General features: G+C 36.2%; 27 protein-coding genes. 16 read left to right on the plus strand and 11 right to left on the minus strand.

The annotated features are described in order from the left end of the window. Nucleotides 1-372 precede the first annotated feature (372 nt). From trpX to EKM60_RS05155, 3 genes are read left to right on the plus strand one after another with little or no spacing between them, the layout of a single operon-like run. The gene (gene trpX, locus EKM60_RS05145) at nucleotides 373-1,380 is read left to right on the plus strand and encodes a tryptophan ABC transporter substrate-binding protein (protein ID WP_125713130.1); all 1,008 of its coding nucleotides are present in this window, start codon (nucleotides 373-375) and stop codon (nucleotides 1,378-1,380) included. Beyond that, nucleotides 1,377-2,267, plus strand: coding sequence for an ABC transporter permease (locus tag EKM60_RS05150; protein WP_125713132.1), 891 nt, complete (start codon nucleotides 1,377-1,379; stop codon nucleotides 2,265-2,267). The genes trpX and EKM60_RS05150 overlap by 4 nt, the downstream gene beginning before the upstream one ends. After that, on the plus strand, nucleotides 2,264-3,013 hold the full coding sequence (locus EKM60_RS05155) for an ABC transporter ATP-binding protein (RefSeq protein WP_125713134.1): 750 nt from the start codon (nucleotides 2,264-2,266) through the stop codon (nucleotides 3,011-3,013). The genes EKM60_RS05150 and EKM60_RS05155 overlap by 4 nt, the downstream gene beginning before the upstream one ends. A gap of 597 nt (nucleotides 3,014-3,610) precedes the next feature. Here EKM60_RS05155 and EKM60_RS05160 read toward each other — a convergent pair. The 4 genes from EKM60_RS05160 to EKM60_RS05170 form a co-directional block, all read right to left on the minus strand. Next, on the minus strand, nucleotides 3,611-4,762 hold the full coding sequence (locus EKM60_RS05160; protein ID WP_125713137.1) for a serine hydrolase: 1,152 nt from the start codon (nucleotides 4,760-4,762) through the stop codon (nucleotides 3,611-3,613). A gap of 133 nt (nucleotides 4,763-4,895) precedes the next feature. After that, complete coding sequence (locus EKM60_RS11205) at nucleotides 4,896-5,282, minus strand: phenylalanine--tRNA ligase beta subunit-related protein (RefSeq protein WP_263853088.1); 387 nt, start codon at nucleotides 5,280-5,282, stop codon at nucleotides 4,896-4,898. Continuing rightward, nucleotides 5,261-5,464 carry a hypothetical protein gene (locus EKM60_RS11210; RefSeq protein WP_225427006.1) on the minus strand — a complete coding sequence of 68 codons (204 nt, stop codon included), beginning with the start codon at nucleotides 5,462-5,464 and terminating at the stop codon, nucleotides 5,261-5,263. Before EKM60_RS11210 ends, EKM60_RS11205 begins: the two co-directional genes overlap by 22 nt. Before the next feature lie 127 nt (nucleotides 5,465-5,591). Continuing rightward, complete coding sequence (locus tag EKM60_RS05170) at nucleotides 5,592-6,731, minus strand: trans-sulfuration enzyme family protein (protein ID WP_125713139.1); 1,140 nt, start codon at nucleotides 6,729-6,731, stop codon at nucleotides 5,592-5,594. Nucleotides 6,732-7,259: 528 nt separating this feature from the next. Here EKM60_RS05170 and EKM60_RS05175 point away from each other — a divergent pair. The 4 genes from EKM60_RS05175 to EKM60_RS05190 all read left to right on the plus strand — a co-directional run bounded on the left by EKM60_RS05175 (nucleotide 7,260) and on the right by EKM60_RS05190 (nucleotide 11,407). Then, nucleotides 7,260-8,063, plus strand: a complete 804-nt coding sequence (locus EKM60_RS05175; protein ID WP_125713141.1) for a WxL domain-containing protein — start codon at nucleotides 7,260-7,262, stop codon at nucleotides 8,061-8,063. Between the two features lie 218 nt (nucleotides 8,064-8,281). After that, nucleotides 8,282-9,658, plus strand: coding sequence for an amino acid permease (locus EKM60_RS05180; protein ID WP_125713143.1), 1,377 nt, complete (start codon nucleotides 8,282-8,284; stop codon nucleotides 9,656-9,658). Nucleotides 9,659-9,784: 126 nt separating this feature from the next. Further along, nucleotides 9,785-10,723, plus strand: coding sequence for an AEC family transporter (locus EKM60_RS05185; RefSeq protein WP_125713146.1), 939 nt, complete (start codon nucleotides 9,785-9,787; stop codon nucleotides 10,721-10,723). A 9-nt stretch (nucleotides 10,724-10,732) separates the two neighbouring features. Next, nucleotides 10,733-11,407 (plus strand): YoaK family protein, encoded by a 675-nt coding sequence (locus EKM60_RS05190; protein ID WP_125713148.1) that lies wholly within the window; start codon nucleotides 10,733-10,735, stop codon nucleotides 11,405-11,407. A gap of 16 nt (nucleotides 11,408-11,423) precedes the next feature. Here EKM60_RS05190 and EKM60_RS05195 read toward each other — a convergent pair whose 3' ends face one another. Continuing rightward, the gene (locus EKM60_RS05195) at nucleotides 11,424-12,590 is read right to left on the minus strand and encodes a MalY/PatB family protein (RefSeq protein WP_125713150.1); all 1,167 of its coding nucleotides are present in this window, start codon (nucleotides 12,588-12,590) and stop codon (nucleotides 11,424-11,426) included. A gap of 291 nt (nucleotides 12,591-12,881) precedes the next feature. After that, nucleotides 12,882-13,409 carry a GNAT family N-acetyltransferase gene (locus EKM60_RS05200; protein WP_164508329.1) on the minus strand — a complete coding sequence of 176 codons (528 nt, stop codon included), beginning with the start codon at nucleotides 13,407-13,409 and terminating at the stop codon, nucleotides 12,882-12,884. Between the two features lie 251 nt (nucleotides 13,410-13,660). Between EKM60_RS05200 and EKM60_RS05205 the strand changes: the two genes are divergently transcribed. Then, complete coding sequence (locus EKM60_RS05205) at nucleotides 13,661-14,092, plus strand: MarR family winged helix-turn-helix transcriptional regulator (protein WP_125713154.1); 432 nt, start codon at nucleotides 13,661-13,663, stop codon at nucleotides 14,090-14,092. A gap of 525 nt (nucleotides 14,093-14,617) precedes the next feature. Here EKM60_RS05205 and guaB read toward each other — a convergent pair. Continuing rightward, complete coding sequence (guaB, locus tag EKM60_RS05210; protein WP_125713156.1) at nucleotides 14,618-16,096, minus strand: IMP dehydrogenase; 1,479 nt, start codon at nucleotides 16,094-16,096, stop codon at nucleotides 14,618-14,620. A gap of 222 nt (nucleotides 16,097-16,318) precedes the next feature. On the opposite strand from guaB, the gene EKM60_RS05215 reads away from it, so the two are divergent. The 6 genes from EKM60_RS05215 to EKM60_RS05240 all read left to right on the plus strand — a co-directional run bounded on the left by EKM60_RS05215 (nucleotide 16,319) and on the right by EKM60_RS05240 (nucleotide 18,596). Next, entirely contained in the window at nucleotides 16,319-16,654 is a 336-nt protein-coding gene (locus EKM60_RS05215) for a DMT family transporter (RefSeq protein ID WP_125713158.1), read from the plus strand. A gap of 1 nt (nucleotide 16,655) precedes the next feature. Then, nucleotides 16,656-16,970 carry a DMT family transporter gene (locus EKM60_RS05220; protein ID WP_125713160.1) on the plus strand — a complete coding sequence of 105 codons (315 nt, stop codon included), beginning with the start codon at nucleotides 16,656-16,658 and terminating at the stop codon, nucleotides 16,968-16,970. 99 nt (nucleotides 16,971-17,069) lie between these two features. Further along, nucleotides 17,070-17,546 carry a DUF2975 domain-containing protein gene (locus tag EKM60_RS05225; protein WP_125713161.1) on the plus strand — a complete coding sequence of 159 codons (477 nt, stop codon included), beginning with the start codon at nucleotides 17,070-17,072 and terminating at the stop codon, nucleotides 17,544-17,546. Nucleotides 17,547-17,555: 9 nt separating this feature from the next. After that, nucleotides 17,556-18,032 (plus strand): DUF2975 domain-containing protein, encoded by a 477-nt coding sequence (locus EKM60_RS05230; protein ID WP_125713163.1) that lies wholly within the window; start codon nucleotides 17,556-17,558, stop codon nucleotides 18,030-18,032. Continuing rightward, complete coding sequence (locus EKM60_RS05235) at nucleotides 18,029-18,232, plus strand: helix-turn-helix domain-containing protein (protein WP_125713165.1); 204 nt, start codon at nucleotides 18,029-18,031, stop codon at nucleotides 18,230-18,232. Before EKM60_RS05230 ends, EKM60_RS05235 begins: the two co-directional genes overlap by 4 nt. A 67-nt stretch (nucleotides 18,233-18,299) precedes the next feature. Next, nucleotides 18,300-18,596 (plus strand): nucleoside triphosphate pyrophosphohydrolase, encoded by a 297-nt coding sequence (locus tag EKM60_RS05240; RefSeq protein ID WP_125713167.1) that lies wholly within the window; start codon nucleotides 18,300-18,302, stop codon nucleotides 18,594-18,596. Between the two features lie 345 nt (nucleotides 18,597-18,941). On the opposite strand, the gene EKM60_RS05245 is transcribed toward EKM60_RS05240, so the two are convergent. Continuing rightward, nucleotides 18,942-19,496, minus strand: a complete 555-nt coding sequence (locus EKM60_RS05245) for a TetR/AcrR family transcriptional regulator (protein ID WP_225427008.1) — start codon at nucleotides 19,494-19,496, stop codon at nucleotides 18,942-18,944. A gap of 178 nt (nucleotides 19,497-19,674) precedes the next feature. Here EKM60_RS05245 and EKM60_RS05250 point away from each other — a divergent pair, with 178 nt between their 5' ends. Both EKM60_RS05250 and EKM60_RS05255 read left to right on the plus strand, forming a co-directional pair. After that, nucleotides 19,675-20,043 carry a DUF1304 domain-containing protein gene (locus EKM60_RS05250; protein ID WP_125713172.1) on the plus strand — a complete coding sequence of 123 codons (369 nt, stop codon included), beginning with the start codon at nucleotides 19,675-19,677 and terminating at the stop codon, nucleotides 20,041-20,043. A 30-nt stretch (nucleotides 20,044-20,073) separates the two neighbouring features. Next, a complete protein-coding gene (locus tag EKM60_RS05255; protein ID WP_125713174.1) occupies nucleotides 20,074-21,681 on the plus strand; it encodes a putative polysaccharide biosynthesis protein in 1,608 nt (535 codons plus the stop codon). 142 nt (nucleotides 21,682-21,823) lie between these two features. On the opposite strand, the gene EKM60_RS05260 is transcribed toward EKM60_RS05255, so the two are convergent. From EKM60_RS05260 to EKM60_RS05270, 3 genes are all read right to left on the minus strand, one after another. After that, a complete protein-coding gene (locus tag EKM60_RS05260; RefSeq protein ID WP_125713176.1) occupies nucleotides 21,824-22,714 on the minus strand; it encodes a hypothetical protein in 891 nt (296 codons plus the stop codon). A gap of 105 nt (nucleotides 22,715-22,819) precedes the next feature. After that, complete coding sequence (locus tag EKM60_RS05265; protein ID WP_125713178.1) at nucleotides 22,820-23,242, minus strand: GtrA family protein; 423 nt, start codon at nucleotides 23,240-23,242, stop codon at nucleotides 22,820-22,822. A gap of 17 nt (nucleotides 23,243-23,259) precedes the next feature. Then, nucleotides 23,260-24,057, minus strand: a complete 798-nt coding sequence (locus EKM60_RS05270; RefSeq protein ID WP_125713180.1) for a metal ABC transporter permease — start codon at nucleotides 24,055-24,057, stop codon at nucleotides 23,260-23,262. Nucleotide 24,058: the final 1 nt, after the last annotated feature.

A 24,058-nucleotide genomic window follows, 5' to 3' on the forward strand; every position in this document is an offset into this window, starting at 1 on the left:
AGTGTTAGTGGCCCAACGTTTTGAGCTTAATTTATTTTATATTTCTTTAGTTAGTTTAAAAAAAATCCTGATTTCGTATTGACAAGATTTGATTTATGAAATAACATTTTAGCCATCAACAAGTTAGGAGATTTCAATTATGAAAAACTTAGATTCTCTAAACATCGTAAATATTCGTTGGCAAAGCCGATAAATCAGGTTGATCCGGTATGGATGCAATCTGAGTAGGATTGTATCCGTGTCGGCTTATTAAACTACGTTTAAATAACACCCACATGGAATAAGTTTAAATTTCATGTGGGATTTTTTTGTTCATCAAGACAATCTCACTAAGCTGAGATTGTCTTTTTTTATACATTAGGGGGAGAAAATATGAAACACACGAAACGATTATATGGCACTCTTATCTTTTTATTCGCATTTTTGATATTTGCATTCTTTTATACAGGACATAACGAAAAGGTCGCTAAAAATAGAATTCCAAAAGTTGGTGTCTTACAGTTGATGTCACATCCGGCCTTAGATCAAATCAATAAAGGCCTAGATGATACTTTGAGAGAACATGGATACATCAATGGTAAAAATATCAAAATTGAATTTCAAAATGCACAAGGCGATCAAAGTAATTTAAGAACTATCAGTAAACAATTCGTTGAAGATAACGTTGATGTGGCTGTTGGGATCGCTACTCCATCGGTTCAATCATTAAAGAACGCAACTTCAAATATTCCGATCGTAATGGGTGCTGTTACTGATCCTAAAGGATTTGGTATCATCCCTAGCAACACTAAACCGGGTGGTAACATCACTGGAGTTTCTGATAAAGCACCTCTTGAAAGCCAACTCAAGATGATCAAACAAATCATGCCTGACTTGAAAACACTAGGAATTGTCTATACTTCAAGTGACATGTCGGCTACTACTGAAATGAAATCTATGAAGAAACTCGCAGAAAAGAACGGTCTTCAAGTTAAAGTTTCAAGTATCAGTAATGTTAATGACTTACAACAAGTTGCTACCAACTTGTCAGAGAATTCTCAAGCAATCTTTGTTCCGACTGATAATACTGTTGCCAGTGGTATGAAATTACTATCAAGTGTAGCCGGCAAACAAAACGTTCCGGTCTTCCCAGCCGCAACTACCATGGTTAAAGATGGTGGACTTGCTACTATTGGACTAAGTCAATATGAACTCGGCCAAAAAACTGGTGAAGATGTCATCAAGATCCTTAGAGGAAAAGGCAAACCAGCTACAATGCCTGTTACATTTATTAAAAAAGGACATCTTGTATTAAATGAAAAGAAAGCTAAAGAATTAAATATCCAATTTCCAGACTCACTCGTTAAAAAAGCTCAAAAAGAAGGGAAGATCATAAAATGAATCTAATAATATCAACTATCAGCCAGGGCTTTATCTGGGCTATCATGGCTATCGGCCTTTACATCACATTTAGAATTTTAGATTTTCCTGATATGACCGTTGAAGGGAGCTTCCCTCTTGGGGCCGTCACAGCAGTCATGCTGATCCAACATGGTTATTCAGCTGAAATTGCTTTACTTGTTGCCTTTATATTTGGTAACTTGGCAGGATTCGCTACAGCTTTCATGTATACTAAGTTGCACATCCCTAGTCTTTTAGCTGGAATTTTAACAATGACAGCACTCTATTCCGTCAACTTAAGAATTCTCGGTAAAGCCAATATGTCATTGACTAAACCCAATAATATCTTTAATCAATACGGTTTAAATAAATTGCCAGTAAACTTTAACGGCATCATTCTAGGAATCATTCTCATTGCCATCATTACTTTCCTATTAATAATCTTTTTAAATACAGAAAAAGGCCAAGCTGTTATCGCTACTGGTGATAACGAAATCATGGCAGCATCCCTTGGTATCAATACAACGGTTATGAAATTCATCGGTATCATGGTTTCAAATGGTATCGTTGCTTTAACAGGTGGATTGATTGCGCAACAAAATGGATTTGCGGACGTTAATATGGGTATTGGCTCTATCGTTATCGGACTTTCAGCTATTATTATCGGTGAAGTTTTATACCCAGATGTTCCATTAAGTATCAGAATCATCACGATTGTAATTGGTTCTATCGTTTATCGTTTAATTCTAATGATCGTTCTACAATTAGGATTCAATACCAACGATTTGAAGCTTATTTCAGCCATTATTTTGGCACTATGTTTAGCACTTCCTACTATTAGAGAACAATTCTTCAGAGCATTCAGAAACGGGGTCAAATCAAAATGAAACCATTACTAGAAATTAATGATGCAGTTAAAACAATTTATAATGATAATCAGGATCTAAATATTCTCGATGGGATCAATTTAAAAATCTATCCAAAAGATTTCATCGTTGTACTAGGAACCAATGGTGCTGGTAAATCAACCCTACTTGATGCCATCACTGGTGCCAACAAATTATCTTCTGGTGATATCAAATTAAACGACGAAGATATCACTCAAAAAAATCTTGCTAAAAGAAGCCGTTATATCAGCCGTGTTTACCAGGATCCCAAACTAGGAACTTCCCCTAGAATGACCGTTGCTGAAAATCTTCTCCTAGCTCAACGTCGTGGTCTACCTAGAAGGTTGCGTTTACGAAAGTTGAACGACAATATGGCGAAGTTCAAAGAATTAACCAAAGATCTACCTACTTTGGATAATCGTTTAAATACTTTTACCGAAAAGCTATCCGGTGGTCAAAGACAGACATTAAGCTTCTTAATGGCAATCATTCAAAAACCAGAATTATTACTATTAGATGAACATACCGCTGCGCTTGATCCTCAAACCAGTCAAGAATTGATGGAACTTACTAGTAAAATTATTCTCGAAAAAGAATTAACTTGTCTGATGGTTACACATAATCTAACCGAAGCCGTTAAATATGGTAATCGTTTGATCGTTTTGAAAAAAGGAAAGGTTATTTTAGACTTAGATAAAGAACAAAAGTCTAAATTGAAGGAACAAGATTTACTTGAGTACTTCTAGATTTGAGAGTCTCCAGGAATAAGAAAATCCACCTGCTATGCGGAACGGGGTGAGCCTTGGTCTCTCCCTCTCGGTTTGAAGCCTTGCAAGTTCAGCAAGTCTCCAAACTCGCCCGGTGGTGTAATGGCTTACGCCATAACGCCACTCTCATAGCTGGTGGATTTTCTTATTCCTTCCGACTTGTTTGGCCTTTTAAATACTATATTAATAGGGAGTTGTATCACATCTTAGATAATCAGGTGTGGGACAATTCTCTTTTTTGGTTATATAACTAAATACTGCGTAAGTAATAAATATTTAGAGATCAGCACTCACTCTACATGCACGGTAAATAGTAAATATAGTTGTAAAAACAAATAAAAAAAAGAGGCATCTCAATTAAGAGATACCCCTAAATACAACTCAAATTAGTCGGAAGAGCTGAGAATATTTACCAGCTATGGAAGTGGCGTTATTGCTTCAGCAATTACACCACCGGGCGGTTTGGAAACTTGCAGAACTTGCAAGGTTTCAAACTGAGAGACGAGACCATGGCTCGGCTCGTTCCGCATAGCAGGTGAATATTATCAGCTCTGTAGACGGGAAGCAAAATATAAATTATTTCCCAAGAACTTCTTGAGTAACCTCTTTACCAAGAGAACCCATAGCATCCTTTTGTTCATCAGAATCACCATTTTGACTCATAACAACTAATACAAAAGCCTTATTTCCGCGTTTAAAGATTGCTGCATCGTTTTCAACACCATATTGTGCATACTCACCAGTCTTATTGTAAACATCGACTACATTGGTATTTATATTAGCTGGTAATTTAGAATGATTACTTGTATTACTTAAAATCGACAACATTTGCTTATCGTATTTATCTGAAACAACATCATGCTGATAAAGTTTTCTCATAAACATAGCTAAATCATGTGCCGTTGTCATATTATCTTTACCTTCACTAAGTGCATCTTGATCCATCAACATACGTTCCATTTTAGTATTACTACTCAAATCAAGTTCATCGATCTCATCGTTGACAGCATCTAATCCACCGATTTCCTTGGTAATAATATTAGCAGCAGTGTTATCACTCTTCGTGATCATGTAATCGATCAAATCACGATATGTCAATGAGTCACCGACTTGCATGCTTTGAACGACGCCAGTTCCACCAACTTTATCTTCACTAGTTAGTTCATAACGGTCATTAAGTGAAATCTCACCATCATCCACTTTTTGATAAGCGGCCGCCATGATATAAACTTTGATATCACTAGCAGCACGTTGAGAATCTTCATCATCTCCATAACTAGCTGAATCATTATCATTTAAATTATAGTAAAAGGCTGAAGTATCACCTTTTATCCCCGCTAAATTGTTAGAAAGAAGCGACTTCACATCTGAATTTGTTTCAGAATTATGCTTTTGTGAAGAATCATCGTCAGCATCAGATTGTTTATCATTACTATCAGATGAAGATTTGGTCTGTTCCGTCTGATTATTCTCATTTTTATGATGAGTCATATAGTCATAGCCACCAGCGGCTACTAATAAAATAATAATAATCAGCCAAATAATCATTGACCTATTACTCTTCTTTGGTCGTTGTGGCGGTGTAGGTTGTGATTGTTGTTGCGTTTGTTGCACTGGTTGTTGTGGCTGTTTTTGTTCTGACTGTGTATTTTCAATTAGTGCTCCACAATTCTCACAGAACTTTGAATCAGCTGCATTCAGATGTCCGCATTTTTGACATTTAATCATATTAATTCCCCTTGATCTTTAAAAGTAACCTATATTAATCCTTACTATATAATAGCAATTACGGCTTTCTTTTTAAATACAGTAAAAACTATCAAAAAAAGCATTATCAGAAACATTTCATTCTGATAGTGCTTTATTTAATAATTATTTGTTCCTTAATAGATATATTTTGTAAGTACCCTTCGGCGTATTTCTTAACTGAAGCTTGAACATCATTTTTTCTATCATCATCTAAACCAAACATGTAAGCTACTATCACAGCTTTTTTAGTGTCATCACTGATCATGGCTCTAGTAGAGTCTGATGTTGGACCACCGAAGGGACCCTCACTGTCTTCTAGTAGCAACATGTTTTCTAGGTTGATAGCTTTTTTACCGATACCATGATAAGTTGCACCATTTTTTCCCGTTGTCAAAGTAACATTGCTAGAAATTTTTTCAAGATCATAACTACCAAATGGTAATTTATAAATTAAAGAAAGATAGTTATTCAAATCAACTAGCGCATTAATTTGATACAATCCTTTCCCTTTACAACTCTGCGCCACAGACTATCAGATGACGGTCTAAAACGAGACGGATCTTTGCCAAGATACTTATATACTTTTTTCGTAGCTATAATTGTTGAATCTTCTCTGATAGTTTCTAAAGTATCATCACTACTTATTTGATCATTTAGTGGATTCAACAAGTCATCCCACATTTTTTGATCATATTCTTGATTATCAAAATCAATTACAGTTATTCCTAAAGATATTTTATCTTTTAATTTATCATCAATTTTAAAATTCAGGTTATTTTCCTCTAAGTATCCTAATCATACTATGTGGTTAAATACTTGCAAAGGCTTGTTTCAGATCATCTAATAGATCTTCAGAATCCTCAACACCAACAGATAAACGGATCAACTCATCCCTGATACCATTCTTTAAACGAATGTCGCGCGGAATAGCACTGTGAGTCATTACGACCGGTACTTCGATCAAACTTTCAATGCCACCAAGGCTCTCAGCCAAATCGATTAATTTAAGATTCTCTACAAAATTTTTAGGATCAAGTCCGTCCTTTAATTCAAACGAAATAATAGCTCCAAAGCCATTCATCTGTTTCTTGGCAATCTCATAACCTTCACCATCTGGATTACCCGGATAATAAATTTTACCGACTTTAGCGTTATTTTTTAGATAGTCAAAAATAATTTGAGCATTTTCTTGATGAACTCGCATTCTAACGCCGAGAGTCTTAATTCCACGCATCAATAACCAACTGTCATCTGGTCCTAATACACTACCGATCGAGTTTTGTAAAAAGAACAATTCATCAGCAATTTTTTTGTCAGCCGTGGCTACTAATCCAGCAACGACATCACTATGCCCACCGAGATATTTAGTCGCACTGTGGAGAACTATATCCGCACCTAAAGCTAATGGATTTTGATTATATGGCGTCGCAAATGTGTTATCAACGATGGTCTTTAAGTTATGCACATGTGCAATTCTAGCTATTTCTGAAATGTCAGAAATTTTCAACAAGGGATTAGTTGGGGTTTCCAAATAAATTGCTTTGGTATTTTCTCGAATAGCTGTTTCCACTGCTTTTAAATCTCTCGTATCGACCACTGTAAATTCTAAGCCAAAACGTTTTAGAACTTTATTGATCAATCGAAATGTTCCGCCATAAACGTCATTACCGACAATTATGTGATCTCCGCTTGAGAATAAAGAGAACACGGCATGGATAGCAGCAGAACCTGAAGCAAAGGCAAACCCATATTTTCCACCCTCGATCTCAGCAATAAGCTGTTCCAAAGAGTGTCGCGTAGGATTGCCAGTTCTTCCATACTCCCATTTTGGTTCAGCACCTAATTTATGTTGATGAAAAGTTGACGTCCGATAAACTGGGATCGAAACTGCTCCTGTTGTTTGATCCTCACTAATACCACCATGAATAAGTTTTGTATTGAATTTCATTTTTGTCACTCTCCTGATTTTATTTTGTGAAACAAAAAAGGCACAGATTCAAAAGAATCCGCACCTTCTACAAACATCATTATTGCCTTCAAAACTTTTAGGCACTCAAAATGATGGTTCGCACAAGATGCGAGCCACAACAACATAAACTTTGAGTGTTAGTTAAAAGCATAAGAGACCTCCCGATGAATTTATGTTTAGAAGATTATAACAACTCCATCATTCTGTCAAACAAATAATATTTTATCCACAGATTTTTAGATAGTGTTGTCTATTTAAAATAAGATCAAAATTTAATAACGCCTTTACATATTTCCTAATATTCATACTCTACATAATGCGTTACCAGTTTATTAACATGTTTCATATTTGAGACGTTTATTTTTTAGATCAAAATATTCAAATAAATTCCAATTTTCATAGAAATAATAATTCATAAATTATAAAAATCCTTTACAAAAGCTGATGAAATAAACATTCGGTTATTTGGTACTATTTAAATAGAATCTTTGTGGGAGGAGGTATACTGTGAAAAACATTAAAAAGGCTCTATTTAGTTTGTTAATAGCTACTTCGGCCCTCCTGACTTTGTCCACAAACATAGTTAATGCAGATACTACATCTGCGACAGTTGCCTCCGATGGATCTAGTACAGCTGCTGACGGTACAGTTATGGATTCAAAGACTTCCACAGTTTCAGTTACCGTCCTTTCTGGAATTTTAACTCTGGACGCTGTTCCAGATTTTAGTTTTCGTGCCGTTGACGGCGCAAAAGTTGGATTGAATTCTAACACTACTGACTTTAAAGATAATAATAATGCAGCTACTGCTAATAATGGTAATAGCGATGGTAATAATACCGGCTTGCTTAAAATTACCGATTCACGTGTTTCACTTCTTCACCAGGACGGTATGGACAAACCAGGGTCAGCTGGATTTACATTAGGAGCAAGTATCTCTAGCTTAGAACCATATGATGCAAAAGATAGTCCCATATCAGGATTTGAATTAACACTCAAGCCCCAAGCTTTAGTTGACGGCGAAGGTAATAATTCAAGTATCTATGGAGAATACTATCCAATGTTAACAAAAAAAGCCACTCTGTCAGATACTAATGTAGGCGATACTAGTATAATCGACCTTAATGCAATGTCTTATCGTCCTGGTGTCCTATCAGCCAATTTCTCACAATTTACAGATGGTGCTAGCTTTTATTTACCAAAGGGATCTACTAATATAAATAAATCTTCAAATCAAAAATATAACGCTGTAATAACCTGGACTCTAACTCCAAAACCTATCGATACATATCAAACTATACCAATGCCATAAAAAATACCAGTTGGAACTCAACTGGTATTTTTTTGTCTTGAAATCCTTTTCAAACAATAATTTATTACAGACAAACTTATTTATCTCAACTTTATTAGAATTTTATTAAGAAAACCGAGATTTTTAGAAAAGTTTGTAGTAAGATAAGACCCTATAGTAGAGTTACAGTTGTTTATCAATTGTGAACAGGGATTAAATAAGAAAGGTGGTCCATATTTATGGATAAAGAAAACAAAACGCTAAACCGTAGTTTATCGTCGCGTCAAATGCAGATGATTGCTCTTGGAGGAACTATCGGGGTTGGACTCTTCATGGGATCTGCCTCTACTATTAAATGGACCGGACCTTCAGTGTTACTTGCCTACGCTTTTGCGGGGATAATCTTATACATGGTTATGCGTGCTTTAGGGGAAATGATCTATGTCGATCCTTCAACTGGATCATTCGCAAAATTCGGAGCTGAATATATTCACCCAGTTGTTGGTTATTTAACGGCTTGGAGTAATGTTTTCCAATATCTTTGTGTCGGTATTAGTGAAGTTATTGCGGTCGGAACATATTTACAATTTTGGTGGCCCAACATGCCACAATGGATCGCAGGGGTTATCGTTGTCATAACGCTTTGCGCTGCTAACCTTACTTCCGTTAAAGCCTATGGTGAATTGGAATTTTGGTTTGCTTTAATTAAAGTTCTAACAATTATTTTTATGATTATTATGGGTCTTTTAGTTATTATTTTTGGTGTTGGTAACCACGGTCAACCTGTTGGTATCAGTAATCTTTGGACAAATGGTGGTTTCTTCACTGGTGGCTTTAAAGGATTTATCTTTGCCTTATCGATCGTCGTTGGTTCATATCAAGGTATCGAAGTTATCGGTATCACAGCTGGTGAAGCCGAAGATCCACAAAAAAATATCGTTAAAGCCATCAGAACTATTGTCGGTAGAATCTTGATTTTTTATATTGGTGCAATTTTTGTTATCGTTTCGATCTACCCTTGGAACAAGCTTGGTACGATCGGTTCTCCATTTACAGAAACATTTGCTAAAGTCGGTATTACTTTTGCGGCTGAAATTATCAACTTTGTTGTTTTGACAGCTGCATTATCCGGATGTAATTCTGGTATCTTCAGTTCCAGTAGAATGCTGTATACATTAGGTATCGAGCACAATTTACCAAAAGCTTTTACCAAATTATCAAGACATCACGTTCCATACTTACCAGTTTTAACAATTTCAGCCGGTATCTTGATCGGTTTGATCTTGAACTTCACATTGCCTGTCTTGTTCCATACATCCAGTGACGTTTTCGTTATTGTTTATAGTTCAAGTGTTCTACCTGGTATGGTGCCATGGTTTGTTATCCTCTTTAGTGAATTAAAGTTCAGAAAAGTTAACAAAGCACATATGGATGAGCATCCCTTCAAAATGCCTTGGTATCCTTTCAGTAATTATTTTGCCATTGTTTCACTATTAATAATTCTAGTTTTCATGTTCTTGAATCCTGAAACAACTGTTTCATTATTAGTAGGGGTAGTCTTCTTACTCGTCATGACGATTATTTACTTCATAAGAGAAAAGTTAGCTAAAGCTTAGTTTGGAAAGTGTTTGCGACTACTGTTGCAGGCACTTTTTTCTTTTCCATATAAAAAGTAGTTCCAGGAACAATTTAAAAGTGTAACATGTTATGGTATATACAAATTTACTAAGGGGATTTATCACATGGAAGTATTTTTTCAAAGTGTCCAAGGTATTTTCATTATTATTGGTCTAATCGCTGTTGGTTATGTTCTGGCTCGAAGAAACTGGTTTACTGAAGATACAACTAAATTGATTGCTAAATTGGTTACGCAAATTGCTTTGCCAGCCTATATGATTTATACAATTACCAATGATTTTACAGCACACAAATTGATCACTCTCTTACCGAATCTAGTCATCCCCTGTCTTTCAATGACTATCCTGATCGGTATTTCCGTCTTAATGATTCGACTATTAGGAATCGACCCCAAGCATCGAGGATTATTCTCTTCAATGTTTTTCAACTCCAATACTGTCTTTGTTGGTCTACCTGTGAATATGGCACTGTTCGGTTCACAAAGTTTGCCTTATGTCTTGGTTTATTACATGGCAAATACGACTTTCTTTTGGACTTTAGGAACATATCTAATTCAAGTCGATGGTGAACAAAAGGGTTCATTTAGTTTGAAAAAGACTTTAGGAAAACTATTTTCCCCACCACTAATGGGATTCATTATCGGTTTACTATTGGTTGTCTTTCACATTCAACTACCACATTTTCTTATGTCAGATTTTGAATATTTGGGTAATTTAACGATTCCTATGTCAATGATCTTTATTGGTATTTCAATCGCTAATGCTGGATTAAGCAACTTAACATTGCACCGTGAAAACGTCGGTATCTTGTTCGGACGTTTTATCTGCGCACCTCTTTTGATGAGTGCCTTGTTCCTGTTCATCCCCGGACCAGCATTAATGAAACAAGTCTTTATTATTCAAGCCGCAATGCCTGTTATGACTAACGCACCCGTTGTTGCTAAACTTTATCACGCCGATTCTAACTACGCTGCTGTCATGGTAACTGAAACTACCTTAATGAGTCTGGTCGTAATTCCAGTTCTCATGATGATCATCAAATAGGAACTATCTATGGAAAAAAAATTCCCAATTTACGAGAGAACGCTTATGGCTCAGCTGATGGCAATGACGTCTGGTGGGATCGATGCCTATTCGTATCTGACCCACGGACATGTTTTTGCCAGCATGCAAACTGGTAATTTAATTTTATTAGGCGTGAATATAATTGACGGTAAGTTTTCCGTTATTTTAAATTACCTCTTACCAATTTTGACATATTGCATTGCAGCAGCTATCACTAAGTGGTTCCAACTTCACTTTCCAAAAGAAGCTCGTGTTGATCGTCAGTCATTGATTCTGTCCTTTGAGTTATTTGTCTTCTTAATAGTCGCTATCATCAGCGACATTGTACCTTTGGATATAACGATTCTCATGATATCTTTCGCTATATCGGCACAGTTTGTGGAATTCAGTTCCCTACATGGAATGCCAGTTAACACCTTAATGATGTCTGGTAATATAAAAAAAGTCGGTATGTTAACAGTTGACGGTGTTATCAATAAGAAACCAAAATCAATTCGTCGTGCCAAAAGAAGCCTATTATTAATATTAGCCTTCTTTATCGGAATAATTGTCAGTGCTTGGGCAGTTAAAATATTAGATCGTCAAGCTATTTTATTTGAAGTATTGATTCTACTAGTCGCACTATTTGTGGTTCACTTTAACAATAAAAAACAGGTTGCATAATCGCAACCTGTTTTTTTTATTTATTCAAATATGCTTTAGTACCAGCTTTTAGACGTTTCAAGCCATCTTCAACACGTGATTTAGTAGTAGCTAAATTGATCCGCAAGAATTGATTACCGTTACCTTTGTATTTCTCACCATCAGCAACATATAGACCGGTTTGATCACGAACAAATTGAGCAAATTCTTCAGAGTTATCAGTCACTTTACTACAATCAAGCCAGGCTAGATAAGTAGCTTCACCATCAAGGACAGTGATTTCTGGAATATTAGCTTTAACAAAGTTTCTAAGGATCTGACGATTATTAGAAATATATTCCCTTAGTTCCTTGAGCCACTCATGACCATACTTATATGCGGCAATCGAACCATTTATTGCTAATGCTCCCGGACTACTGATACCGTCGATCGACAAACCACGTTCAACTCTTGTTAACAAAGCTGCATTTGGAACGATCAATGTAGCAGCATGCAAAACAGCCAAATTGAAAGTCTTACTTGGTGAAACTAACGAAATACTATTATCCGTAATTTCTTTATCTAATGAAGCAAATGGAACATAGCTAAATCCTGGCATTGTTAGATCACCATGGATCTCATCGGAAATAATCATTACATGATGTTTCTTGGCCAATGAACCAATTTTAGTTAATTCCTCAGCTGACCAAATGTATCCGGTTGGATTATGCGGATTACAGATAATCATAGCCGTAGTCTCAACTTCAGATAATTTGTCCTCTAAGTCCTGCCAATTAACAGCATATTTACCATCACTATAATCTAGTTCACTATTTAAAATGTGACGACCATTATCCGTTATCGTATGATAGAAAGAATTATAATTTGGTTCTTGAAGTAAAATATTGTCACCAACGTCAGTTAAATGACGAATAATTGATGCAATTGAAGGCACAACGCCAGTACTAAAAGTTAGCCATTCCATTTTTGGTTCAAAGTTATATTCTGTTTTGTACCAATTTATTATTGCTTGATAATACTCATCTGGCACGTACTGATAGCCAAAGATACCACGGTCGACATCCGCATGCATTGCTTCCAAAACCTCAGGTACAGTTTGAAAATCCATATCTGCGACCCACATTGGAAGCTCATTTTCTTCAACGTCCCACTTGATCGAGTTAGTCTTACGACGATCATTTAATTTGTCAAAATCATAAGCCATTTTATATCCCTCCAAATTATTTCACTGATAAAAGCTTATCACTGATATGTTTTTATTACCTTTATTAGTTCTTTGATCCATAATTTTGGGATTATAAATACACTCATACTAACTTTTGAGATTAAAATTGGATTAAAAAGAGGCTGTGACATAACTATTTTCATCTTAAACATGCAGCGCAACGAAACATAACCTTTCCTCTTAAAACAAACAAGACTAGCAATCCCAACGGATTACTAGTCTTGTTTGCTTTAATGCCCGAAAGCTGACCATATTTTGTCACAATCTCTTTTAGTTTGCCATTGGTAATGAAACTGGAAGATTTAGTTTCTCGTATCCAATATTATAAACTTGTTCTACGTTACTACTGTTCAATACTTTAACCATACCCGTTTCAACAAATCCCATCTTTTTGATGACATGTTGCATGCCGAAGTTCTCAAGATGTGTATCAACTCTGATACCTTTGATAGTTGGGTTCAAACTTAATTCATCCAAAACAGCATTAAAAAGCTTTGTAGACAAACCTTCACCTCGATGGTTAGCGGAGACTGCTACACGATGCAAAGCAACGTATTCACCCTCTTGTGTCAACCATTGACCATCAAGTGTTTGATAACTCATATCTGGACCAGAAATAGCAGAGATAGTTCCCAAGACTTCATCGCCTTCAACGAGAACATAGTTGTACCCATTATTAATATCGTGGACTAGGACATCCATATTAGGGTATTGTCCTCTCCATTGATTGATATTCTGGGCCGCCAGGTGGGCCTTCCCATCCAAGATTATTTGTTCAATTTGTGGTAGATCTCTCATTTCCGCATGACGTAACAACATTGTTCTCACTTCTTTACAATTATATTTCTCCACTTTTTAACACTTAGATATCTAAGCATTTAAATATCGATAAGTTAAGTTATAATACGTTTTCAAGTAACTGTCAAGTACTTAATTATTAAATATCTAACTATTAAGGATTGAAGTGTAGTAATCCCTATATTAACGGCCTAACCTAGCGTGTCATGTGGTATAATTATTAATACTAGACCTACAATACGGAGGGTTATATGGAGGACAAAAAAGCTCAGGAGATAAATTATCTATTACATTCGATACTTTTTAATGAACAGAGATTATTTAATGAGCAGTCAACAAATTTAGATTTAACAGTACAACAGGCCAGAACACTAGAATTGATCCAAAAGGACCCCGGAATGATCCAGCGCGAAATTGCTGATGCTTTAAGTATTCGTGATGCCAGTGTTTCTAGTATGCTCAAAAACCTTGAACGTGACGGCTACGTTAAACGTCGAAAAGACCGACGCAGCGATCGCAATAAGCGGATTTTTTTAACTGATAAGGGTGACGAGATCATCAAAGAATTGGGGAATCTTTTTGAAGATGTCGAAAAACAAATTGTTAAGCCACTTGAAAATAGTGAAACTAAAGACTTACTTGTGCTTTTAAAAAAAATAGACGAGGAATTGAGTGAGGATTGATTCTGCCTTCCCGCCTCCGGTATGGAGTAATTCCACCTGTTATACGACCGACTCGAGCCAAGGTCTCTCGTCTCGATTCCAAGCTTTGCTTTCGCAAATCTCAGAATCGTCGGTGGTATAAGAAGGAAAACCACCTTCTAACGCCACTTGCATGACTGGTTCCAGTACTCCATACCTACGGCTATTCAAATTTTAATATTACTTTATAGGACTACATTCAATTGAAATGTAGTCCTTTTTGACATCAAAAAAAATCCCTTCACAACAATCAGACCATAATTCATCTGAAAATCATAAAGAGATCATAATAATATTTAAAATTAAGCTGGAGGTTCCGAGTGAGTTCACCAGCTGTGACAATGGCGTTAGAACGGCGAATTTCCGTTCTTACACCATGAACGACTTTGAGATTTTCGAACTTATGAAAAGCTCAAAATCGAGAACTCAGACCGTGGCTGAGGCCGGTTCCACAGCAGGTAAACTCACTCGGAACCGGAAGCGGAATCAAAACACCAACATTCTACTCTATCTTACAGAATAATTAGGTGCTTCTTTAGTGATAGTAACATCATGTGGATGTGATTCTTTCAATCCAGCATTAGAGATTTGTACAAATTGAGCATCTTGTAATTCAGTAAGATTATGTGCTCCGACATAACCCATTCCTGAACGAAGACCACCTAACATTTGATATATAACATCCCCAACGGCACCTTTGGCAGCAACACGTCCTTCAATACCTTCAGGAACAAGCTTGTTGGCTTCGTTAACACCACTTTGGAAGTAGCGATCTGATGAGCCGTGTGACATGGCAGCCAAACTACCCATTCCACGATATGTCTTAAAGCGACGTCCTTGGTAAATTTCAAAGTCGCCAGGTGCTTCATCAGTACCAGCTAACATTGAACCTAGCATAACGGCGTTACCACCACCTGCTAAAGCCTTGACCATGTCACCTGAATACTTGATACCACCATCAGCGATGATCGTCTTACCATATTCGTGTGCAACACCAGCAGCATCATAAACAGCTGTAAGTTGTGGCACACCGACACCAGCAACAATTCTGGTTGTACAAATTGAACCAGGTCCGATACCAACTTTAACAACATCAACACCGGCATCGTATAATGCTCTAGTTCCTTCTGCTGTGGCGACATTACCAGCAATCAAAGTAGCTTCTGGGAAACGTTCTCTGATTTCTGAAATTTTTCTCAAAACACCGGCTGAATGACCATGAGCTGTATCAATAATAATGGCATCTGCGCCGGCTTTTAGTAAGGCAGCAGCACGGTCAAAAGTATCACTAGTTACACCAACAGCAGCAGCAACTAACAAACGACCATATTTATCTTTAGCAGCATTAGGAAATTCTTGAACTTTTTCAATATCTTTGATGGTTACTAAGCCTCCCAAGCGGCCGTTGTCATCAATTAATGGAAGTTTCTCGATCTTGTACTTTTGTAAAATCTTTTCAGCATCTTTTAGAGAAGTTCCAACTGGTGCAGTAACAAGATTTTCTCTAGTCATTACTTTATCGATCTTAACTGAATAATCACTGATAAAGCGCAAATCACGGTTAGTAATAATACCAACTAGTTTTAAATCTTCCATATTGGAAACAATTGGAACACCACTGATTCGATATGTGTGCATCAAATCTTCGGCTGCACTGACTGGAGAATCTACAGTTAAATAGATTGGGTCAATGATGACACCATTTTCTGAACGTTTTACTTTTAATACTTCATCTGCCTGTTGCTCAATGCTCATGTTTTTATGAATAACGCCTAACCCACCTTGGCGTGCCATAGCGATTGCCATTGGAGCCTCAGTAACGGTATCCATACTTGCACTCAAGATAGGTGTGTTTAACTTAATATTCTTAGCCAATTGAACTGAAAGATCTACTTCATTAGGTAGAACGTGACTTTCTGCAGGTACTAATAAAACATCATCAAAAGTGAATCCCTTTTTATCAAACTTTGTTTCCCATGCCGACATGGATAATCCTCCTAGATTTTTTTGTTACCCATTTAAGGGTAAAATTTATAAGATATGATAGTCGATTTTTGTAGACTAGTCAATTAAATGGTCTAGAGAACCTTGGTGGTAAGCGCTTACTGACGGATGCTGACGCAGTTTATTTTGATGGGTATGTGCTAGAATAATCACAGTTACACTTTGCTATAACTAAGTTTCTATTTTTTCTTCGAGGTGATCAAAATGACTAAAAGTTGGTTTGAAATATTTATTGGCGCCTTACTCGAAGTAGTTTGGGTATCAGCTATGAAGCACGATCATTCATTGCTTTCTGCAATCATCGTTATCCTGATTTTGATACTGAGTTTTTACTTAATGATCGATGCCAGCAAAAATATCCCTGCTGGAACAACCTATGCAGTTTACGTTGGACTAGGATCATTATTTGTCGTTCTAGCGGGTGTATTAGTCTATCACGAGGCGTTTAACCTGACCAAGCTATGTTTTCTTATCCTATTAACAATCGGCGTTATCGGGCTTAAGAGAGTCACTGATATTGAAGAAAGACAGGCACACTAAAATGGATTGGATATTTTTATTACTGGCTGGATGTGGTGAAATGTCCGGTGTAACATCGTTAGGTTACTATTCAAATACTAAAAATAAGTTTGCTTTAGGTGCTATGATAATCTCATTTGTCTTCAGTTTTACGTTTTTGTACCTATCTTTACAGACCATTCCTATGTCGATCGGATATTCGATCTGGACTGGGATCGGTGCCGCGGGTGGGTCACTCATGAATATGTGGCTCTTTAACGAATCAAAAAGTTTTAAAAGATTCTTCTTTATCTTTTTAATTATCATATCCGTTATCGGTTTGAAATTCATCGGCTAGGAAATAAATTTCCTAGCTTTTTTATTTACTTTCGATAATTATTTATCGTTTATCGATAAATATATGCTATAATGATTTCAAAATAAAAGGAGATTAACCATGAAAAGGGAAACTATTTTTTTAAGACTTGCAGTCTACATAATGGGACTAATGATGTTAGCCATCTGTATTTTCGTTATCCCAGCTCATTTGACCTACGCCAATCATCTTATGCACAATTGGGCCTATAATTTAACTTTTGGAATAGGCCTATATATAACAGCTATTTTATTTTTTATAATTCTCTGGCAGGCTTTGAAATTATTACACTTGATAGATAAAAATGAAGCTTTTTCTCATTCATCAGTTTCAAATCTTAAAAACATTAAAATTTCCGCTTATCTAGCCTGTTTGATCTACATTCTAGAATCACCATTTTTCTATATGTTCGCAGACAATGATGATGCTCCAGGTGTAGTTATTATCGGTATGATTCTCGCCGGTGCCGCTCTAGTTATTGCTCTTTTTGCCAGTATGTTACAAAAACTTTTGAGTCAGGCAATCAGGATAAAGCAAGAAAATGATTTAACTATTTAGGAGGAAACTATGAAAAAAATGACGATATTTTTGAGATTATCACTCTGTATCATGCTTTTCTTTTTGACTTTGATCACATTCCTAATGTTTCCAAATGTTCTATCATTTATGATCCAAGAAAAAACAGCACCCTTAATGATTATCTTATTTGGAATCGGAATTTATGCTTCCGCAATCGGGTCCTATGCAATTATTTTCTTTGCTTGGAGACTACTGTATTTAATTGATCATGGGAAAACTTTCTCAAATTCCAGTTTATTTTCCTTAAATAAAATCAAATTGATTGGCTTTTCTATCGCCGGTATTTATGCATTACTGATTCCTAGTGTTGCGACATTTGAAAACGCAGACTGCAATCCATTATCAGCTATCACAAATATTTTCCTAATTGGTCTAGGAGTAACAATCGGTGTTTTTGCTAATGTTTTAGAGCTGATCTGTAAACATGTTGTCAAATTTGAAACAGAAAACGAGTTAACCATATGATTGTAATTAATTTAGATGTAATTTTAGCCCAAAGGAAAATGTCTCTAACACAATTGTCGGAAGAAGTTGGTTTGACCATGGCCAATTTGTCAATTTTAAAGAACGGTAAGGCCAAAGCCGTTCGTTTTTCTACGCTCGCTAAAATTTGTGAAGTATTGGATTGCCAACCAGGTGATATTTTGGAATACCGAGTGGACTAACCAATTTTGTAGAATTCCCAACTTAATGGTAATATTCATTACACACACCAATTGAGGGGGAATTTTTATGAATAAATTGGTTCGCGACAAAATACCAGATATAGTAAAAGAAGATGCGAAATTCGATATCCTGTCAAATGACGAATACCGACTATCACTACGCGACAAACTAGTTGAAGAGGCTAAAGAAGTAAAAATCGCAAATTCACGAGCAAATCTCGTCGAGGAATTAGGGGATCTCGAAGAAGTCTTGCGCGCCATTTTAACTGATGCATCTATCACATACGAAGAAATGGATAGTATCAGGCAGTCAAAGGTCATTCAACGTGGCAAATTTGAAAAGAAAGTTTCTATTAATATATAAAAAATAGGACCTAAGACGTCGTCTTAGGTCCTATTTGGCACAGGATATGATTTGGGTAGCCCATCGTATAACGATAGAACTTATAGAATTAAATTATGAAATTATAAATTTATGGTGTGTAAGATATTAGATGTGAACGATAGGACTACCATCACCACTACCCATAATCAGAAAAGAAAAAGTAGTTTTTAGAGCCGGTGTTACCCAATGAGAAGTTTTCCCGTATCTTGCTTGTCAAAAGATTGGAAACACTTCCATTGCCCTGCCCTACCCTTATACAATAAATCTCCCAAGTATTTTATACAATTTACAAATTTATTAAAGTGTAAAATATTGAGATAATAATTAAGATTTAACGTATTTTTGTAAGTCATTGCGGAAGTTACCTTTTAACAAGGTTCCAATTTTATCAGATACTTCTTTCGGATCGGCCTTCATGCCATTTTTGATCCATTCCACAATGATGGCCATAAAAGCCAAACTATAAAAATGTGCGACAAAGTTCTTATCGTCCTGAGCTATATCTAATCCATACGCTTGTTTTTCCACGACAGTTATTACGTAGTTATTAATTATTTTGTAGATATACTTCACCAATATATCCCGATTCTGAGATCGTTGCATATTGTTGACCAATAAAGAATTTTTCTTAATTGCTAACATTAACTTATATAAACCTTTTTGCCAATGATCGTAATCAGAATTATCTTGGAGCGATTCCTTGATTGCCTGCAGACATGTCCATTCGACTAACTCGTACATATCACCAAAATGGTTATAAAAAGTCTGCCTAGTCAATCCACATTCATCCACGACATTTTTGACCGTGATCTTATTGAATGGCTTGGTTTGAAGGATACTCATTAATGCGTTCGCTAAAGATACTTTAGTAGTATTCATGATATTATCCCCTGCAGAGTTTATTTATAGGAAACCTTCTCTAAGATAAGAATATCATAATTTTATTTGTATAAAAACATTTTTTCACAAATTGGTATACATCCAAAAATCAAGCAATTATTGTATCAATTATCAAAACAGTTTAAGATATTAACTATATTTAAAGGAGATATTTAATATGGAATTATTGACACTTTTTATCGTAGCGCTGGTCGCCGTTGAACATATTGGGATCGCGATACTAGAAATGTTTGTTGCACCTGAGAAACAAGCAGAAGCTTTTGATATGCCCTTAGACTTCGTTAAACAAAAAAATGCTCAAGTTGCTTTATCAAATCAAGGTATTTACAATGGGATGCTTGGAGTATTGATCCTGGCCATTATCCTATTCTTTACCGGTGCTGTTCTCAAAACGATCCTCATTCTCTTAATGATCTACATCATCGTTGTGGCCGTTTACGGTGCTGTAACAGTTACCAAAAAGATCCTGTTCCTACAAGGATTACCTGCACTAATTGCTTTAGTTCTAGTAATGATCTTTTACTAGAAATTTTGATTATAGAAATGGGTACTCTCAATGAAAAAAGATTCATTACTTAAAAGCTCACTTTGGATTTCTGTCAGCGGGATTTTTTCAAGGATCCTAGCGGTTATCTACATTATTCCATGGAATATTTGGATCGGCCCGATTGCTTTAGGTGCTGCCAATGCGCTATATGGAAAAGTTTACAACATCTACAATCTATTCTTGATCATCGCTACCGCTGGTATTCCGTCAGCTATTTCAAAAGAAGTAGCGGCACACAATGCCTTGGGTCGATACGACCAGAGTGAAAAATTACTTAAAAAATATACGCTGTACATGACACTAGTCGGAATTGTTTTAGCTGGATTTATGTTCTTCGGTGCTAAATATGTCGCAATAATCTTTGCCGCCGGCGATATGCGTGTCATAACGCCGATCAAATACTTGAGTGTTGCTATTTTGATCATTCCTGCTTTAGGAATTATGCGTGGATATATTCAAGGATATGCCTTCATCTCATTCTCAGCCTTTTCACAGGTTATCGAACAAATTGCACGTGTGGCCTATATGCTTTACGCAACATATACGATCATGATCCTGCAAAATGGTAACTATATGGCTGCCGTTAACCAATCTACCTTTGCCTCATTTATAGGTGCCACTCTAGCTTATATTTTCTTGATCTGGATGAGACGCCGAGTCCGTAAGTCTATTCCTGCTGAAGACATCAAAACGGCCGCAGAAGTCCCTGATAGTGAATTAACCAAGGTTAACTTTGGCTCGATGTTAAAATCAGCCATTCCTTTCTTACTAGTCGATACGATCATGACTGTTTTGCAGCTATTCGATCAGACTAGCTTTGTCTGGATCTATCAAAATGTGATCCATGCTAGTCAAAGAACCGTCGACAACCTATATGCCATGTTTGGATTCCAGGCCAACAAGTTGATCATGGTTTTAGTTTCTCTAGCGATTTCCGTTTCAGCAACAATTATTCCTGCATTGTCAGCTCTAATTAGTCGTAAAGCTAAGAAAACTGATATTCAAAAATTATTACGAAATATCGTTCAATTTACAGTCTTCATTATCCTACCGGCAGCCTTTGGGATGATCGGTATCGGTAGTCAGCTTTGGACAGTCTTTTATGGCACCAGCAAACTTGGTACGCAAATCTTGATCGTATCTTGTGCGGAAGCATTCTTCTATTGTGTCTTCATGATTTTGGAAAATGTTCTTCAAGTTGATGGCCGCACCAAGACTTCCATGATTTACTTGGCATTGGCCTACCTGATAAAAGTAGTCCTGCAGTATCCATTAACGATTTATATGGGAGCATTCGGTCCAGTGGTGGCAACAACTGTTGCCTTCATGATCATGGGACACTTTGCCTTTAGGATCATCAATAAGCAATACAATATCGTCGATAAGGTCCTCGGCATCAAACTATTAAAAATAGTTTTCGATTCAATTGTCATGTTGATAGTTGTCTATGGAGCAGATTTCTTATTAGTTAAAGTTATCAATAGTGATACTAAAGTTGGAGCTACGATAATTCTATCGATTTGTGCTGTTATCGGTATTATCGTCTATGGCTTCTTAGCTTATAAAGATGGATCAATGAAAGTACTTAAAGATATTCGTGGAACGGATATTTACTAAGATAAGCCGAAAGGCTTATTTTTTTCGGCGGTATAACGAAGATATAAAGATACTAAAAAAGACGACCATCTGGTCGTCTTTTAATTTATTGAATTTCTCTATAAGCTGAAAACTTTTGTAATATTTAAAAAATCATTTTATTCTAATTTTCACTCGGCTGTCCGTCCAAAACAGTTCCATCTGGATAAACCGTCCACCAAGTCCAGCCTGCTGGAAGGCCTGGTGCTACATCCTTAACATACGTTACCCAATATGCTTTACCCCTGCTTGTATCATACATACCGTAATTGTATGAAAAGTAATAGTCACTGTGATCATCCGGCATTGAAGGATTTTGAGACTTAACTAAGTCCTCTGCTTCCTGTTCACTATTGATAACATTTCCACCCTTAGAATCATTAGTATCATCAGAACTATTAGTATCGGTCGTATTATTGTCCGTAGTAGAGCCATTATTTGAATCGTTGCTAGAATCACTACTATCATCAACAGTAGAACTTTCGGAATTAGTAGTTACATCATCTTTATGTTCCACAAAATGACGATATTCTTTCTTCAACTCTGGATCTGATAAGTTGTCTGATTTTGAACTCTTACCATCGAGATAAGCTAACTTGAAACTATCATTTTTATAACAGAACAATCCTGGATCACTAAAAATATCATCATCTATATCTTTAAAGATTCCTTTGATAGTAACCTTGCTATTAGTCTTAACGGTCTTCATTCCTGATTTATCAGATTTCAAACTATCTGATCCTAACAACACAATATCTTCCAAATCAAACTTAACATTCTTATTCGACTGGTTGTCGATCGTTAAGTTTATCTGATTTTGTCCCTTAATAGTTCCGTCATAACGCTTAAAATCAAATTTAACATGATCACGATCACCATTTGACAGCTTGTTATACATCTTAGTCTCGACTTTAACGTTGGAACTGGTCTTAGTCCGTTTACTCTGACTAGAACAACCAGCAACAACCAATAAAAGTGCAATTATCGCAGTTAAAAAAATTCCCCTTTTATTCATAAAAATTCCCCCTATTTGATATTTATAATATTATTCTTATATATTCCTTATTTCAATATACAAAAAAACCGTACTGACGAAACAGTACGGTTACACTTGGGAAGTTTATTTCCCATCTAATTTTTCTTTTTTTCTAAAAATAATGAACTTACTAAAAATGTAATTCAAAATTACAACTACCACATTAGCGATAAACTTAACGATCAAATCATTCATATGCAACAGCGAAACACCTATCATCATTGTTCCCTGGTCGATTACCCATGATCCACCACGGAATAAGAAGAATGAACCCATTTCCAGTAAAAAGGCTTTGGTTGTATCAGTATGTGAATCAAAGACCCACAATTTATTAGTCACATAAGCGAATACCACTGATACGAAATAGGCTATCACATTGGCAATTTGATAATTCATACCAACAATGTAATTGAAGAACCAAAAACCAACGATGTTTACCAAAGTTGTTAGAACTCCAAAAAACAGATAAGGTATTGTATCTTTATATTTATTCCATAATTCTTCCATATTAACTTCCAGTTCTCCTAGTGGTTTAATTTCCAATTCTTATAGCTCAATCCCATGAAGTAAACGATAACTTCAAATGATGAGATGAAGAATGTGACAGGCCAATTAGTGACAAAGGCTAAATATAATCCTAACCAGACACCTGCTAGAGATAAACCGACTGATACCATAATTAACTTTGGAACTGAGTGTACCAAATATCTGGCCGTTGCGCCAGGTAGAGTTAGCAATACGAAAACTAACATTGAACCGACGATTTGTGATCCAATGCTGACACTGAGTGCCAACGTGATCAAAAAGGCAACTGATAAGAATCTTGTTTTAAGACCGGCAGCACGTGCACCAATATGATCAAATGAATCAAAAGCTAATGATTTATAAAATACCAAAATAATGACAATAACTACGATTGCTAAGATCATTAACTGCTGCACTTCTTTAGCACTGATACCAACAATGCTACCAAAGAGGATATTTGTCGCATAACTGCTGGATTGTGACGATAATGATAAGAATAAGATCCCCAAACCAATGAATAACGACGATATGGTACTGATCGAGGCTTCACGTCTTGATGATTCGGCACTTAAACTACCTACAGCCACCGAACTGACCATAGTGAATAAAATCATCCCAGCTAATGGCGAAATGCCAATCAGGACTCCAAACGAGGCTCCTGCAAAACCGATTTCTGAAAGAGTATGCGATAAGAATGACATATTTCTTGAAACTACAAAGACTCCAACTATTCCGGCTGTTATCGCAATAAAGGTACTAGCAATAAAAGCCTCCCTCATAAATTCATACCCAAACATC

Origin of the sequence: Companilactobacillus kedongensis (assembly GCF_003946625.1) — a bacterium.
Classification (GTDB): Bacteria; Bacillota; Bacilli; order Lactobacillales; family Lactobacillaceae; genus Companilactobacillus; species Companilactobacillus kedongensis.

What these genes read in the sequence shown, in the direction of transcription:
- trpX (WP_125713130.1), top strand. Translation starts at nt 373, where the DNA reads ATGAAACACACGAAACGATTATATGGCACTCTTATCTTTTTATTCGCA.
- EKM60_RS05150 (WP_125713132.1), top strand. Translation starts at nt 1,377, where the DNA reads ATGAATCTAATAATATCAACTATCAGCCAGGGCTTTATCTGGGCTATC.
- EKM60_RS05155 (WP_125713134.1), top strand. Translation starts at nt 2,264, where the DNA reads ATGAAACCATTACTAGAAATTAATGATGCAGTTAAAACAATTTATAAT.
- EKM60_RS05160 (WP_125713137.1), bottom strand. Translation starts at nt 4,762, where the DNA reads ATGATTAAATGTCAAAAATGCGGACATCTGAATGCAGCTGATTCAAAG.
- EKM60_RS11210 (WP_225427006.1), bottom strand. Translation starts at nt 5,464, where the DNA reads ATGTGGGATGACTTGTTGAATCCACTAAATGATCAAATAAGTAGTGAT.
- EKM60_RS05170 (WP_125713139.1), bottom strand. Translation starts at nt 6,731, where the DNA reads ATGAAATTCAATACAAAACTTATTCATGGTGGTATTAGTGAGGATCAA.
- EKM60_RS05180 (WP_125713143.1), top strand. Translation starts at nt 8,282, where the DNA reads ATGGATAAAGAAAACAAAACGCTAAACCGTAGTTTATCGTCGCGTCAA.
- EKM60_RS05185 (WP_125713146.1), top strand. Translation starts at nt 9,785, where the DNA reads ATGGAAGTATTTTTTCAAAGTGTCCAAGGTATTTTCATTATTATTGGT.
- EKM60_RS05190 (WP_125713148.1), top strand. Translation starts at nt 10,733, where the DNA reads ATGGAAAAAAAATTCCCAATTTACGAGAGAACGCTTATGGCTCAGCTG.
- EKM60_RS05195 (WP_125713150.1), bottom strand. Translation starts at nt 12,590, where the DNA reads ATGGCTTATGATTTTGACAAATTAAATGATCGTCGTAAGACTAACTCG.
- EKM60_RS05200 (WP_164508329.1), bottom strand. Translation starts at nt 13,409, where the DNA reads ATGAGAGATCTACCACAAATTGAACAAATAATCTTGGATGGGAAGGCC.
- EKM60_RS05205 (WP_125713154.1), top strand. Translation starts at nt 13,661, where the DNA reads ATGGAGGACAAAAAAGCTCAGGAGATAAATTATCTATTACATTCGATA.
- guaB (WP_125713156.1), bottom strand. Translation starts at nt 16,096, where the DNA reads ATGTCGGCATGGGAAACAAAGTTTGATAAAAAGGGATTCACTTTTGAT.
- EKM60_RS05215 (WP_125713158.1), top strand. Translation starts at nt 16,319, where the DNA reads ATGACTAAAAGTTGGTTTGAAATATTTATTGGCGCCTTACTCGAAGTA.
- EKM60_RS05220 (WP_125713160.1), top strand. Translation starts at nt 16,656, where the DNA reads ATGGATTGGATATTTTTATTACTGGCTGGATGTGGTGAAATGTCCGGT.
- EKM60_RS05225 (WP_125713161.1), top strand. Translation starts at nt 17,070, where the DNA reads ATGAAAAGGGAAACTATTTTTTTAAGACTTGCAGTCTACATAATGGGA.
- EKM60_RS05230 (WP_125713163.1), top strand. Translation starts at nt 17,556, where the DNA reads ATGAAAAAAATGACGATATTTTTGAGATTATCACTCTGTATCATGCTT.
- EKM60_RS05235 (WP_125713165.1), top strand. Translation starts at nt 18,029, where the DNA reads ATGATTGTAATTAATTTAGATGTAATTTTAGCCCAAAGGAAAATGTCT.
- EKM60_RS05240 (WP_125713167.1), top strand. Translation starts at nt 18,300, where the DNA reads ATGAATAAATTGGTTCGCGACAAAATACCAGATATAGTAAAAGAAGAT.
- EKM60_RS05245 (WP_225427008.1), bottom strand. Translation starts at nt 19,496, where the DNA reads ATGAATACTACTAAAGTATCTTTAGCGAACGCATTAATGAGTATCCTT.
- EKM60_RS05250 (WP_125713172.1), top strand. Translation starts at nt 19,675, where the DNA reads ATGGAATTATTGACACTTTTTATCGTAGCGCTGGTCGCCGTTGAACAT.
- EKM60_RS05255 (WP_125713174.1), top strand. Translation starts at nt 20,074, where the DNA reads ATGAAAAAAGATTCATTACTTAAAAGCTCACTTTGGATTTCTGTCAGC.
- EKM60_RS05260 (WP_125713176.1), bottom strand. Translation starts at nt 22,714, where the DNA reads ATGAATAAAAGGGGAATTTTTTTAACTGCGATAATTGCACTTTTATTG.
- EKM60_RS05265 (WP_125713178.1), bottom strand. Translation starts at nt 23,242, where the DNA reads ATGGAAGAATTATGGAATAAATATAAAGATACAATACCTTATCTGTTT.
- EKM60_RS05270 (WP_125713180.1), bottom strand. Translation starts at nt 24,057, where the DNA reads ATGTTTGGGTATGAATTTATGAGGGAGGCTTTTATTGCTAGTACCTTT.